Source organism: Pseudomonas sp. R15(2017), from assembly GCF_002112685.1.
GTDB lineage: Bacteria > Pseudomonadota > Gammaproteobacteria > Pseudomonadales > Pseudomonadaceae > Aquipseudomonas > Aquipseudomonas glycinae.
Genome location: NZ_NEII01000006.1, coordinates 359222 through 372809 on the forward strand (window position 1 = coordinate 359222; position 13588 = coordinate 372809).

Here is a 13588-nt window from a genome sequence, read left to right on the forward strand (position 1 = left end):
GATGCTGTCGTATCACCAAAAGAGTTTTCTGATCGTCGATGATTTCTCGGATTTCCGCAGTTCCGTGCGTTCGATGTTGCGCGAGTTGGGCGTCAAGGATGTGGACACCGCCGACACCGGTGAGCAGGCGCTGAAAATGTGCGCGCAGAAGTCCTACGATTTTATCCTCCAGGACTTCCACCTCGGTGACGGCAAGAAGAACGGTCAGCAGGTGCTGGAAGACCTGATGATGGAGAAGCTGATCAGTCACGAAGCGGTGTTCGTGATGGTCACGGCCGAGACCAGTCAGGCGATGGTGCTCAGTGCCCTGGAGCACGAGCCGGACGCGTACCTGACCAAACCGTTCAACCGCTCTGGCCTGGCTCAGCGCCTAGAGCGTCTGGAGCAGCGCAAGACCCTGCTCAAGCCGATTCTGCAAGCCCTCGACCGTGGTAAACCGGTCGAGGTGCTCAACGCTTGCATCGCCCTGTGCAAACAGGACATCCGTTATTCGCCGCTGTGTCTGCGCTATCGCGCCGATGCCTTGCGCGACATGAACCAGAACGAAGCGCTCGAGCGCCTCTACGACAGCATCATCGCCGACCGGCCATTGCCGTGGGCGTTTGCCGGGTTGGGCAAGTTGCTGTTCAAGCGCGGGCAGGTCAGTCAGGCCAAGGGCGTTTACGAAAAAGCCCTGAAGGTTTTCCCGATGATGCCGGCGTTGTACGACGGGATGGCCGATGTGCTGGTCGCCGAAGGCGATACCAAAGGTGCTCAACAGGTATTGGAAGAAGCCATTCGACTGTCGCCGCTGGCGGTGCGCCGTCAGGCGTTGCTGGGCAAGCTGGCGATGGCCAACGAAGATTTCGAGACGGCTTCCCGGGCTTATCGCCAGGCGGTGAATCAGGGCGCGCAATCGCGGTTCAAGGATCCGGAAAGCAATCTCGGCCTGGCCCACGCGCTGATCAGCAAAGGCAGCGAACGCGGGCTCGACACCCGAACGCGGCTGGAGATCAATACCACCCTCAGCGCCGTGGCCAAGGAAAACCCGACCGATCCGGGCCTGCAGATTCGCGCGCGTCTGATGAAGGCCACGAGCCTGTTGCTCAACGATGCCGAAACCGCCGAAAAACTCACCGAGCAAGCGCTGATGCGCCTCGACGGCATGGAGCAGTTCATGAGCCCCGAGGCGGCGTTGCTGGTGGCCAAGCAATTGCAGATGCTCGGCCAGGCCGAGGCGGGCACCTCGATGCTCAAGAGTTGTGCGGAAATCTACGGCGATGACCCGACGGTGATGAAAGACATCGCCAAGCTCACCGACGACCCGACTATCCTCAGCTCCAGCAACGCTGCCGCCGACCTCAACCGTCAGGGCGTGCGCGTGTACAAGACCGGCAATCTGGTGGAGGCCCGCGAGGTATTCCGCAAGGCGCTGAAGATGCAACCGAAAAACATCAGTATCGCGCTGAACATGGCCCAGTCGCTGCTGCACGGCACCGACACCAATGTGCCGTCGGCGGAGCTGGAAGAATGCCGGGCCTGCCTGAAACTGGTGGGCATGATGCCCGATACCGACGCGCGTTATCCGCGTTATCAGAAGCTGAAAAGCAAGGCGTTTGGCGAATGAACCAAGACGAGCAGGCACTGGATTTTTCCACGGTGATCGCCTCCACCGTGCACGACATGAAGAACTCTCTGGCGATGCTGATGCAGGCCCACAGCCAATGGCTGGCGCGCCTGCCCGAGGCCCAGCGCCAAGGGCCGGAGCAGGGCGTGATCGACTTCGAGTTCGCCCATCTCAACGGCATGCTGGTGCAGCTGCTAGGGCTGTACAAGCTTGGGGTCAATCAGATGCCGTTGCAGCCGGCTTATCACGAGCTGGACGACTTCATCGAGGCACAACTGGCGGCGCATCAGGACGTGTTCGCCAGCCGTGGAATCATCGCCACTTACGAAGTCGATCCGCTCAGTCCCCTGGGCTTCTTCGATCGCGAACTGATCGCCTCGGTGCTGGGCAATTGCATCAACAACGCGATCCGCTACGCCCGCGAATCGCTGCTGATCACCGTCAGCGACGAAGCCGGGCAATTGGTGCTGAGCATCAACGATGACGGCGACGGTTACCCGGCCGAAATGCTCGAACGTCAGTCCGATTACGTGCAGGGCATCAACCACAGCAGTGGCAGCACCGGCCTCGGTCTGTACTTCGCCGGACGCATCGCCGCGCTGCATCAGCGCAACGGTGTTGGCGGTCGGACCGAGATCCGTAATGGCGGCCCGTTGGGTGGCGGTGTGTTCAGTATTTACCTGCCCTGAATCACCGATTCATCGACCGGAATTCTTTTTGTTGGCTGCTGCTTGATATTCCGAACAGCCGAAGCCTATTTTGTCCGGGTCGCCGTTCGCGGCTCGCACAATAACAAGGATTGCGTCATGACAACCGATGGCCAGCGTTCACTCGCGCAGCGATTGACGGGCATTGATGAGATTGAATGTGTCACGCCGGATTTGAACGGCGTGCCACGGGGCAAGGTAATGACCGCCGAGGGCTTCCTCGAAGGGCGGCGTTTGCAGTTGGCCCGAGGGGTGCTGCTGCAATGCATCATGGGCGGCTATCCCGCCGCCAAATTCTATGGCAGCGATGACGGCGATCTGGCGCTGGTGGCCGATCCTGCACAGATCCATCCGTTGCCATGGAGCGAAGAGCCAAGGGCCTTTGCAATCTGCGATGCCGACGAGCTGACCGGCGAGAGCTCCAACCTGTCGACCCGTGGCCAGCTCAAGAAGGTCATTGCCCGCTACGCAGCCCTCGGTCTGGCGCCGGTGGTGGCGACCGAACTTGAATTCTTTGTGTTCGCGCCGAACACCGACCCGACCCAGCCGTTCCAGCCGCCCGTCGGTCTCGACGGGCGTCGCGAGGACGGTCATTCGGCGTTCAGCGTCAGTTCCAACAACGGTCTGCGACCGTTCTTCAGTGAAGTCTATAAATGCATGGCCGCCCTCGGTCTGCCGCGCGATACCTTCATGCACGAAATGGGCGTCAGCCAGTTCGAGATCAACTTGCTGCACGGTGATCCGCTGTTGCTGGCCGACCAGACCTTCCTGTTCAAGCACCTGCTCAAGGAAGTCGCGCTCAAGCACGGCCTGACCGTGGTGTGCATGGCCAAGCCGCTGGCGCACACGCCGGGCAGTTCGATGCACATTCACCAGAGCATCGTCGAGATCGGCAGTGGCAAGAATGTGTTCAGTGACGCCGACGGTCAGCCGACCGCGAGGTTCCGCCACTTCATTGGCGGGCAGCAGGCGGGCATGGCTGATTTCACCGCGTTGTTTGCGCCGAACGTCAATTCCTACCAGCGCCTGTGCCATCCGTTTGCATCGCCGAACAATGCCTGCTGGTCCCACGACAACCGCGCTGCCGGACTGCGTATTCCGGCCAGTTCGCCGGTCGCGCGTCGGGTCGAGAACCGTTTGCCGGGGGCCGATGCCAACCCGTACCTGGCGATTGCCGCGAGCCTGGCCGCCGGCTTGTACGGCATCGAGCATGAACTCGAACCAAGCGAAGCGATTCAGGGCGAGTTCGAAGTGCCGGACAATCTTTCGCTGCCGTGTACCTTGCATGCGGCGCTCGAACGTCTGAAACGCAGCCAGCTTGCAAAGGAACTGTTCGGCACGGAGTTCATCGAAGGCTACATCGCTTCGAAGACCATGGAGTTGACCAGCTTCTTTGATGAAATCACTCCCTGGGAACGCCGTGTTCTAGCAGCCCAGGCCTGACGAAATGTCGCCGTCGGGCTATCGTTTGATAGCCCGATACTTACTGCAAGGAGCCGCTCGGAACGCCGATGCGCCAAATCTGGAAATCCTTTCGAGCGCTGTATTTCGCCTCGCTGATGATGTTGATCGGCTCGGGCCTTCTTTCTACTTATCTGGCTTTGCGTCTGGCTGCCGACCATGTCGACGGATTGTGGGTCGGTGCGTTGATGGCCGCCAACTATTTTGGTCTGGTGCTGGGCGGCAAGATCGGTCACCGCTTGATTGCCCGGGTCGGGCATATCCGCGCCTACTCGGCGTGTGCCGGGATCGTCGGTGCGGCGGTGCTCGGTCATGGCCTGGTGGACTGGTTGCCGGCGTGGCTGGTGCTGCGGACCATCGTCGGCCTCGGCATGATGTGCCAGTACATGGTCATCGAGAGTTGGCTGAACGAGCAGGCCGACGCCAATCAGCGCGGTCTGGTGTTCAGTGGCTACATGATCGCGTCGTATCTGGGGCTGGTGCTCGGTCAGTTGATTCTGGTCATGCACCCGGGCCTTGGCCTGGAACTGCTGATGCTGGTCGCATTGTGTTTTGCCCTGTGTCTGGTGCCGGTGGCGCTGACCCGACGGATTCACCCGGCGCCGCTGCATCCGGCGCCGATGGAGCCGCGCTTCTTTATCAAGCGCGTGCCGCAGTCGCTGAGTACGGTGCTCGGGGCAGGGCTGATCATCGGTTCGTTCTACGGTCTGGCGCCGTTGTATGCCTCGCAGCAAGGGCTGTCCACCGAGCAGGTCGGTCTGTTCATGGGTAGCTGCATCTTTGCCGGGCTGGTGGTGCAGTGGCCGTTGGGCTGGTTGTCCGACCGCTATGACCGGGCGCTGTTGATCCGTTGCTTTGCGCTGTTCCTGGCGGTTGCTGCATTACCGCTGGCGATCCTGCCGCAGGTGCCGTTGGAGGTGTTGTTCGTGGTCGGCTTCTTGTGTTCGCTGGTGCAGTTTTGTCTGTATCCGTTGGCGGTGGCGTTCTCTAACGATCACGTCGAAGGCGAGCGCCGGGTGTCGCTGACGGCGATGTTGCTGGTCACGTACGGCGTGGGTGCCAGCGTCGGCCCGCTGGCGGCGGGGGTGTTGATGAAGCTGTTCGGGCCGCAGAGTCTGTATGCATTCTTCACCTTTTTCGCGCTGGTGCTGGTGTGGCGGATCCGGCCGAAAGCCGTGACCAATCTGCACCAGGTCGACGATGCGCCGCTGCATCACGTGGCGATGCCGGACAGCATGTCCAGTTCACCGCTGGTGGCGGCGCTTGACCCGCGGGTCGATGAGCAAGTGGTGCAGGAGCAGATGCAGAATACGGTCGCTCCAGAGCCTGAGCCTGAGCCAGAACCTGTCGCGCCAACCGACTCGACAGTCGAGGGCGAGGGGCCGGACATCAGCACCGCCAGGCCTTGATTCGGGCATAAAAAAACGGGCAGTCACCGCAGTGACTGCCCGTTTTTTATGCTTGCCGATCAGAGGTCGTCTTTATCGAACCGACGCGCTTCGCGTTGCAGTTGATAAACGAAACGCTCGACGTTGCGGGCCGCCGGGCCGCTGATGTTGTGAAAGCGCAGGCCGGCGAAGGTGATGTTGAGTTTTTCTTCGAAGTGCAGGTAACGCAGTTCGACCGAGGTCGGCTGGTTGCCGAACAACGGCGCGGCGATCAGGCGATCATAGACCTGGCCCAGTTGCAGGCGGTCGGTGATGTCGCCTTCGAAACGCAGCTTGCAACCGGTGGCAGAGATATCCAGCAGTTTGCCGCCGATAGGCGACTTGAGCTTTTCGCCACCCAGTTCGACGCTGACAAGGTCGGTCAGTTTCAAAGCGGCTCGGAAGGCATTGCGGCGCTGGTGATAAACCACTTCGGTTGGCATCTCGCCAATATAAAAGCGGTCACCGTCGGAGTCCTTGATGTCCAGCGTACCGTTGCATTCCCAGGCAATGCGCACGCCGTCATGGAAACCTTCGACCTTGAACGGCTCGCCCGCGAGCAGGAAGCGTTCGCCATCGCGCGGGATCATTTCGTCCAGGGCAATCGTGGCGGCTTCCCGGTCAACCTTGATCAGGTAGCTCTGGAAGCGCTGGCTGCGCTCGTGGAAGGTGATGATCAGAGGATCATGGCTCTCTTGCAGCTGGCGCAGGTTGCTGGAGATCTCCAGGGGCGTGGTGAGCACCTTTGGGGGCTGCGGAGCGTCATCGTTGGACACGTTAAATCAATCTCCAGACAAAATTTGACTACGGCTGGCCAGTATTTTGCCAGCATGTTTCGCACGTTGATAGGGCGCAAGCATGGAAGAAAGCATCACGCCTGGCTGAGCGCGCGTGGTTTCTGCAGTTTGGAGAAGGTGCCACTGGCATCGTAGAGCGCGGGAGGCTCGCCGCCGGTGAGGATTTTCAACTGATTGGCCGTGGCGGCCTGCTGCATGACGATCGATTGGCCATTCCTGGCATTCGCTGCCTGGCACTGGGCGATCAGGTCGGTCAGGACATCACTCTGGCTCAGCAACTGGTCGCCGATGCTCGACTGGCTGGCCAGTTGTTCCAGGCCGGCGCGGTCGATCGACAGGTTGAGGCTGGCGAGAATTTCGCTGCGTTTGCGGCCATGCTGTTCGAGCAGAATGATCAATGCCTGCTTGTTCGCCAGAATTTCTTCCAGCAGAGGCATGTCGCGACCGTGCAAGGCGAGGGACTCGGTTTGCAGTAACTCCAGCAATTGTTGAGCTGGAGCAAAGTCGTCGATGATCAGTTGCAATAAATTAGTGTCGTGCATGGCTGGCCTTGGGTTTTAAGCGTCCAAAAGCCTGGCGCAGACCGAGGCCTAGCGCTGGGCTTCGAAGTTGAGCAGTTTGCTGGCTACACGGTTGCTGTCGACTTTATAGCTGCCATCGGCAATCGCTGCTTTCAATTCGGCCACACGGGCTTTGTCGACGGCAGGCTGATCGCGCAGCTTGTCAGTGACCTTCTGCAACTGTTGAGCCTCATTGCTGAGGTGTACCGATTCCCCGCTTTTTGCGGTACTGGCCTGTTCGGCCGGGGTATTCAGCGGCGCGGAGGTGCCGGTTTCGGCGGTTTCCTTGGCGTTGCTGGTACGTGTACTGCCCGTAAGTGACGAGGAGCTGTTCAAACGGCTGAAATCGATGACCATGTTAAAAACCTCTGGGAATTTGGACGCTTGCCATGTTCTCGGCCATCCCCTGGAAAACTTTAGGCTCATTTAGCAATGAGCTTGCATGCGCCGTTGCAGATCCTGCTGCGGCACAGTTTAGGGAACAGCTCGGGTCAGCGCCAGTTTTCTGCCAAACGCTCAGGGGCTTTTCAAATATCCGCTCATATTCCCGCTCACGCCTGCGGTCACATCGCCACTTCCACCTGGCCAGGCGCCACAACCTGCGCTTTGATGACCCGCTGGGAATTGAGGTTTTTCACGCGAATCTGTTCCTTGAGGCCGCCGTTGGCCAGGGCTTCACCCGGCATGCGCACGGCGAGGGTGCCACTGCGGGCGGTGATCACCACCTGGTCGCCCTTGCGAACCACTTCCGCCTGTTCCAGATGCACCAGGGTAATGACTTGATCGGCGACCGTTGGTCGGGTCAATTTCTGTCCGATGGCTTCATCCACCGACGTCAGGAAACCCTGGTTGATCGTGCTGACGTCGCGCTCGCGCAAGGTCACGTCCTGCGGCTCGATGATGCCGGCGCGCTTGAGTGGCCGCGTGGTGGTGACAATCTCGCGAAACAGGCGGACTTGAGCGGGCACGAACACCGTCCAGGGGGAGGTGCCTTCGCAGCGGACCTTCACCGTGACACGGCCCAAAGGACGTGCCGGACTCTCCAGTGTCGCTGTCAATTCCTTGTCGCACATAGGCATGCGCATGCGCGGATCGAGCTGGTTGACCTCGATTTCATAACGGCCTTCCGTTTGACTGGTAGCCAGATAGTCTTCTACGGTGAATTCAAGAAAGCCCTGAGTGACGCCGATAAGCATGTCAGGCAAGGTAACCGCATCAGCAATGGCAGGGCTGCCAGCGAAAAACAGGCAAACGGCGGACATGGCGCAAAGCCCTCTGCGGAGGGGAGATGTCAGGCGTCGGAAAAATGTCGTTTGAGCGTTCATACGAGTTAAAAAGCAAGCGCCGTGCCGTTTAGCAATGAATGTGCGTCGCAACAACACTTGGCGTTGGTGTAGGAGTCTGGGCATGGCTGGTGTAATGGATTCGGTGAACCAGCGCACGCAACTGGTGGGGCAGAATCGCCTGGAGCTGTTGTTGTTCCGTCTCGACGGCCAGCAGCTCTACGGGATCAACGTGTTCAAGGTTCGGGAAGTGCTGCAGTGCCCGCAACTGACGCTGATGCCCAAGTCCAGTCCTGTCGTGTGCGGGGTGGCGAATATCCGGGGGGCGACCATTCCGATCCTTGATCTGGCGATGGCGACCGGCTCCGGTGCTTTGAAAGACAAGAACAGTCCGTTCGTGATCATCACGGAATACAACACCAAGACCCAGGGTTTCCTGGTGCGCTCGGTGGAACGTATCGTGAACATGAACTGGGAAGAGATTCATCCGCCGCCCAAGGGTACCGGACGCGATCATTACCTGACCGCTGTGACTCGGGTCGACAATCAGTTAGTCGAAATCATCGACGTCGAGAAGGTGCTGGCGGAAGTCGCGCCGACGCCGGAAGCGATTTCGGTCGGCGTGGTGGATGTCGAGACCCAGAGCAAGGCGTTGTCGCTGCGGGTGCTGACGGTCGATGACTCGTCGGTGGCGCGCAAGCAGGTGACGCGTTGCCTGCAGACGGTAGGCGTCGAGGTGGTGGCGTTGAACGACGGCAGGCAGGCGCTGGATTACCTGCGCAAGCTGGTCGACGAGGGCAAGAAGCCGGAAGAAGAGTTCCTGATGATGATCTCCGACATCGAAATGCCGGAGATGGACGGGTATACCCTGACGGCCGAGATCCGCAGCGACCCTCGCATGCAAAAGCTTCATATCATCCTGCATACTTCGTTGTCGGGTGTGTTCAATCAGGCGATGGTCAAGAAAGTCGGTGCCGATGACTTCCTGGCCAAGTTCCGTCCTGATGACCTGGCATCCCGGGTAGTCGACCGGATCAAAGCAGCAGATATCAGCTAAGGGCCTTCTGCCCTCGGCGTTCAACACGATTTAAGAGGCGGCATCATTTGTCTACGGGTAATTTGGATTTCGAACAGTTCCGGGTCTTCCTGGAAAAAGCCTGTGGCATTTTGCTCGGTGAAAACAAGCAATATCTGGTGTCGAGCCGTCTCAACAAACTGATGGAGCAGCAAGGCATCAAGTCCCTGGGTGAGCTGGTACAGCGCATCCAGACCCAGCCGCGCAGCGGTTTGCGCGAGCAGGTGGTCGATGCCATGACGACCAACGAAACCCTGTGGTTTCGCGACACCTATCCGTTTGAAGTCTTGAAGAACAAGGTGCTGCCCGAAGCGATCAAGGCCGCTCCCAATCAGCGTCTGCGGATCTGGTCGGCGGCCTGCTCGTCGGGTCAGGAACCCTATTCACTGTCGATGTCGATCGACGAGTTCGAGCGGACCAACATCGGCCAGTTGAAGATGGGCGTGCAGATCGTCGCCACTGATCTGTCCGGCAGCATGCTGACCAACTGCAAGACCGGCGAGTACGACAGCCTGGCGATTGGCCGTGGCTTGTCCGCCGATCGTCTGCAGCGTTACTTCGACCCGAAAGGGCCGGGGCGCTGGGTGATCAAGGCGCCGATCAAGAACCGGGTGGAGTTCCGCTCGTTCAACCTGCTCGACAGCTACGCAAGCCTTGGCAAGTTCGACATCGTGTTCTGCCGCAACGTGCTGATCTACTTCTCCGCCGAGGTGAAGAAAGACATCCTGTTGCGCATCCACAGCACGCTGAAGCCGGGCGGATATCTGTTCCTTGGCGCTTCGGAAGCGCTGAACGGTCTGCCGGATCATTACCAGATGGTTCAGTGCAGCCCGGGGATCATCTACCAGGCGAAGTGAAACACCGGCGACACAAGAAACGGGAGTCCTCAGGGGCTCCCGTTTTTTCATGCCTGAAGGTTTTGCCGGTGGCAGGCGGCAGAAAAGCGGCATCCGGCGGAAACCGGTTGCCGCTTTTCTGGCATCGCCGCGTTGCCGGTTCCGTGCAAAGCCCCGTAATCCGGGGCTTTCTAAAACTGGCACGCCGCTTGCTATACCCCTGTTACGAAAAATCCGGTCACCTGAAGGTTCCCGACATGAGCATCAGCTTCGATAAAGCGCTCGGCATTCACGAAAAGGCTTTGGGCTTCCGCGCCCAGCGTGCCGAAGTGCTGGCCAACAACATCGCCAACGCCGACACCCCGAATTACAAGGCGCGGGATCTGGAGTTCTCCAAAGTGCTCGAAGCACAGAGCCAGAAGAACGCCAACGGCACCATCGCCCTGAACATGACCAACAGCCGTCACATCGAAGCTGAAGGCCTGGGCAATGGCGACGAGTCGCTGATGTATCGCACGCCGATGCAGCCGTCGATCGACCAGAACACCGTGGATGCCCAACTGGAACAGTCGAACTACGCGGAAAACGCGGTCGGCTTCCAGGCCAGCTTCACCCTGCTCAACAGCAAATTCAAAGGGCTGGTGTCAGCCCTGCGCGGAGAGTAATCCATGTCCCTGTCCAGCGTTTTCAACATTGCCGGCAGCGGCATGAGCGCCCAGACCACCCGTCTCAACACCGTGGCCTCGAACATCGCCAACGCCGAGACCGTCTCGTCGAGCATCGACCAGACTTATCGTGCCCGTCACCCGGTGTTCGCCACCATGTTCCAGGGCGGCCAGAGCGGCGGCAGCAATTCGCTGTTCCAGAACCAGGACGCAGCCGGTCAGGGCGTGCAGGTCATGGGTGTGGTCGAAGACCAGAGCAACCTCGAAGCGCGCTACGAGCCGAATCATCCGGCGGCCGACGCCAAGGGCTACGTCTACTACCCGAACGTCAACGTGGTGGAAGAAATGGCTGACATGATTTCCGCGAGCCGGTCGTTCCAGACCAACGCCGAAATGATGAACACCGCCAAGACCATGATGCAGAAGGTACTGACCCTCGGTCAGTGATAAGGGGCGACTGCCATGAGTGTTACCGATACCACCAGCAGCCTGACGATGAACGACATACTGGCCAACTCTTCGAAGAAGACCAGTAGCACCACCACCGGCGGCATCGCTTCGGCCACCAACAGCTCGACCGGCGGCCAGGCCCTGGGCAAGGACGCGTTCCTGCAACTGCTGGTGACCCAGCTGAAGAACCAGAACCCGCTGGACCCGCAGGACAACAGCGCATTCGTTGCCCAGTTGGCGCAGTTCAGCAGCCTCGAGGGGATCACCACCCTCAACAGCACCGTCAGTTCGCTGGCCGGCAACTACAACTCGTCGCAAGCGTTGCAGGCGTCGTCGTTGGTGGGTCGCAATGTGATTGTGCAGACCAATACGGTTCAGCTGGACGATCCGAGCAAAGGCATGACCGGTTCGGTCACCGTTCCGTCGTCGATTGCCGGCGGTACTGTCACCATCACCGACAGCAGCGGCACCGCCATTCGCACCATTGACCTGGGCAGCCGCGCCGCCGGCAATGCGAGCTTCACCTGGGACGGCAAGGACAAGGACGGCAACCTGGTGAAAACCGGTACCTACACCGTCAAGGCCAACGCCTCGATCAACGGCACCGCGACCGACCTGGCGACCTACCTGCCCGCCACGGTCACCAGCGTGACGATCAGCCAGACCGGCGGCGAGCTGATGCTCAACCTGTCCGGCAAGGGCACGGTCGCCCTGTCCAAAGTACAAACCATTGGTATATAGAGCCGACTAACCGGCACAAAGGAGTGGAATATGTCTTTCAATATCGGCCTTAGCGGTCTCTATGCAGCCAACAAGCAACTGGACGTGACCGGCAACAACATCGCCAACGTTGCGACCGCCGGTTTCAAATCGTCCCGTGCAGAATTCGAAGACGTCTACTCGGCGACTCGCCTGGGCAGCGGCAGCAAGGTCATTGGTAACGGCGTGCGTCTGGCCAACGTTTCCCAGCAGTTCACCCAAGGCGACATCAACAACACTGGCAACGTGCTGGATATGGGGATCAACGGTTCGGGCTTCTTCACCCTGAGCAACAACGGTTCGATCTCCTACACCCGTGCCGGTACGTTCAAGGTCGACAAGGACGGCTTCATTACCAACACCGACTACACCTCGCGTCTGCAAGGCTACGGTGTGGATTCCAACGGCAAGATCATCAACGGCGTGTTGACCGATCTGAAGATCGACACCTCGAACCTGGCGCCGAAGTCCACCTCGCTGGTGACCTCGACCATCAACCTGAACTCGACGGCTCCGGTGATCGACGACACAGCAGTGGCCGGCAAGTTCGACCCGACCAACCTCGCGACCTACACCAAGTCGTTCAGCACTCCGATCTATGACAGCCAGGGCAACTCCCATGTCATGGATCAGTACATGGTGAAGACCGGCGCCAACACCTGGAAGGTCTACACCCTGGTGGACGGTCGCAACCCGGATGCTACCGGCAGCGATCCGAAAGTCACTGCGCCTGTCGCGTCGACCATGACCTTTGACTCCACTGGCAAGCTGACTCAGGTCAGCACTCCGCCTGCCGTGATCAGCAGCGACCTGAAGCTCACTGGCTGGGTACCGGGCACTGTCACCAACGGTGTGTGGACGGCCAACGGTGCTTCGGCTAACCCGGCCGGCATTACCATTTCGATGGCCAAGACCACTCAATACAACGCTGACACCGCGCGTTCGATCCCGACGCAGGATGGTTATGCCACTGGCCAGATCACCAACCTGACGATCGACGGTACCGGTACGCTGTTCGCCAACTTCAGCAACAACCAGAGTAAGGCTATCGGCCAGGTTGCGCTGGCCAGCTTCACCAACGAGCAGGGCTTGCAGCCGATCGGTGGTACCAGCTGGAAAGAAACCTTCGCTTCGGGTATCCCGGGCTACGATGCACCGGAAACCGGTACGCTGGGTTCGGTTGTTTCGAACTCGCTGGAAGAGTCCAACGTTAACCTGACCAATGAGCTGGTGGACCTGATCAAGGGGCAGAGTAACTATCAGGCGAATGCCAAGACCATTTCGACTCAGAGCACCATTATGCAGACCATTATTCAGATGACCTGATTCTGGGTTTGGTTTTGTACGGGAGCCCCTCTTTTTGAGGGGCTTTTTTTTGGCTGCGGTTTGGAGTGTTTATCCGTTTCTGCGGGTGTTGCCGCTGGCGGTTTCGCCCTTACGGCGAGTCCCTTTTGCAAACGCCCAAAAGGAACCAAAACGCTGGGCCCCGGCGTTCGGCACCTCGCTTTGGCTCGGTGTTCCTTCGTTACGGGATTCATCCGGGGGCATCGCCTACGGTTTGCTTCGCTGCACCTCCTCTCGATGCATGCGGCTGCGCCGCACGGTCGCTGCGCTCCCACCCCCGGATAAATCCCTCCACTCAGCCTTCCGATGGGGCCGGCATGTCAAAAGCGGTACTCGAGCTAACGCTCATCGTGTTGAGTGGTGGAGGCAAAGGCAAAGGCAAAGGCAAAGGCAAAGGCAAAGGCAAAGGCAAAGGCAAAGGCAGGCGCGGGATGTTTGCTTTTTAAGGCTTGAGTTCAGCTCGGTCTTTCACGTCGGCGTACCTCCCCCAAACACCTCGGTCAGTTCCCTCTCCCTCTGGGCGGTCCGACGTTTCGGGAGGGCTAGGGTGAGGGGGCTTTTGCTTTTGCTTTTTGCGCGGGCAAAAGAAAACCCCCGACAAACCAGAAGTCTATCGGG

The 13588-nt window shown here is 59.5% G+C and carries 15 protein-coding genes; 11 read left to right on the plus strand and 4 right to left on the minus strand.

The genetic code is table 11. The features are described 5' to 3' along the window. Position 1: 1 nt before the first annotated feature. From CAF77_RS15160 to CAF77_RS15175, 4 genes are all read left to right on the plus strand, one after another. The gene (locus CAF77_RS15160) at positions 2-1606 is read left to right on the plus strand and encodes a tetratricopeptide repeat-containing response regulator (protein ID WP_064383597.1); all 1605 of its coding nucleotides are present in this window, start codon (positions 2-4) and stop codon (positions 1604-1606) included. Then, entirely contained in the window at positions 1603-2295 is a 693-nt protein-coding gene (locus CAF77_RS15165) for a sensor histidine kinase KdpD (RefSeq protein ID WP_011335515.1), read from the plus strand. The genes CAF77_RS15160 and CAF77_RS15165 overlap by 4 nt, the downstream gene beginning before the upstream one ends. Positions 2296-2514: 219 nt before the next feature. Continuing rightward, entirely contained in the window at positions 2515-3756 is a 1242-nt protein-coding gene (locus tag CAF77_RS15170) for a glutamine synthetase family protein (RefSeq protein ID WP_170928962.1), read from the plus strand. Between the two features lie 68 nt (positions 3757-3824). Then, positions 3825-5183, plus strand: a complete 1359-nt coding sequence (locus tag CAF77_RS15175) for an MFS transporter (RefSeq protein ID WP_085654887.1) — start codon at positions 3825-3827, stop codon at positions 5181-5183. 59 nt (positions 5184-5242) lie between these two features. On the opposite strand, the gene CAF77_RS15180 is transcribed toward CAF77_RS15175, so the two are convergent. The 4 genes from CAF77_RS15180 to flgA form a co-directional block, all read right to left on the minus strand. Continuing rightward, complete coding sequence (locus tag CAF77_RS15180) at positions 5243-5977, minus strand: flagellar brake protein (protein ID WP_085654889.1); 735 nt, start codon at positions 5975-5977, stop codon at positions 5243-5245. Positions 5978-6072: 95 nt separating this feature from the next. Further along, positions 6073-6540, minus strand: coding sequence for a flagella synthesis protein FlgN (locus CAF77_RS15185; protein WP_011335511.1), 468 nt, complete (start codon positions 6538-6540; stop codon positions 6073-6075). 48 nt (positions 6541-6588) lie between these two features. Beyond that, positions 6589-6915, minus strand: coding sequence for a flagellar biosynthesis anti-sigma factor FlgM (gene flgM, locus CAF77_RS15190; protein WP_007960324.1), 327 nt, complete (start codon positions 6913-6915; stop codon positions 6589-6591). 206 nt (positions 6916-7121) lie between these two features. Continuing rightward, positions 7122-7883, minus strand: coding sequence for a flagellar basal body P-ring formation chaperone FlgA (gene flgA / locus CAF77_RS15195; protein ID WP_085654891.1), 762 nt, complete (start codon positions 7881-7883; stop codon positions 7122-7124). Between the two features lie 82 nt (positions 7884-7965). Here flgA and CAF77_RS15200 point away from each other — a divergent pair, with 82 nt between their 5' ends. The 7 genes from CAF77_RS15200 (at position 7966) to CAF77_RS29520 (ending at position 13416) form a co-directional block, all read left to right on the plus strand. Continuing rightward, complete coding sequence (locus CAF77_RS15200; protein ID WP_011335509.1) at positions 7966-8898, plus strand: chemotaxis protein CheV; 933 nt, start codon at positions 7966-7968, stop codon at positions 8896-8898. Between the two features lie 47 nt (positions 8899-8945). Next, complete coding sequence (cheR, locus tag CAF77_RS15205; protein ID WP_007960327.1) at positions 8946-9773, plus strand: protein-glutamate O-methyltransferase CheR; 828 nt, start codon at positions 8946-8948, stop codon at positions 9771-9773. A gap of 236 nt (positions 9774-10009) precedes the next feature. Beyond that, a complete protein-coding gene (gene flgB / locus CAF77_RS15210) occupies positions 10010-10417 on the plus strand; it encodes a flagellar basal body rod protein FlgB (protein ID WP_007960328.1) in 408 nt (135 codons plus the stop codon). A gap of 3 nt (positions 10418-10420) precedes the next feature. Beyond that, on the plus strand, positions 10421-10864 hold the full coding sequence (flgC, locus tag CAF77_RS15215) for a flagellar basal body rod protein FlgC (protein ID WP_007960329.1): 444 nt from the start codon (positions 10421-10423) through the stop codon (positions 10862-10864). Between the two features lie 15 nt (positions 10865-10879). Beyond that, positions 10880-11608, plus strand: a complete 729-nt coding sequence (flgD, locus tag CAF77_RS15220) for a flagellar hook assembly protein FlgD (protein ID WP_064383587.1) — start codon at positions 10880-10882, stop codon at positions 11606-11608. Between the two features lie 30 nt (positions 11609-11638). Beyond that, on the plus strand, positions 11639-12952 hold the full coding sequence (gene flgE, locus CAF77_RS15225; protein WP_064383586.1) for a flagellar hook protein FlgE: 1314 nt from the start codon (positions 11639-11641) through the stop codon (positions 12950-12952). 335 nt (positions 12953-13287) lie between these two features. Then, entirely contained in the window at positions 13288-13416 is a 129-nt protein-coding gene (locus CAF77_RS29520; protein WP_256576157.1) for a hypothetical protein, read from the plus strand. Positions 13417-13588 lie beyond the last annotated feature (172 nt).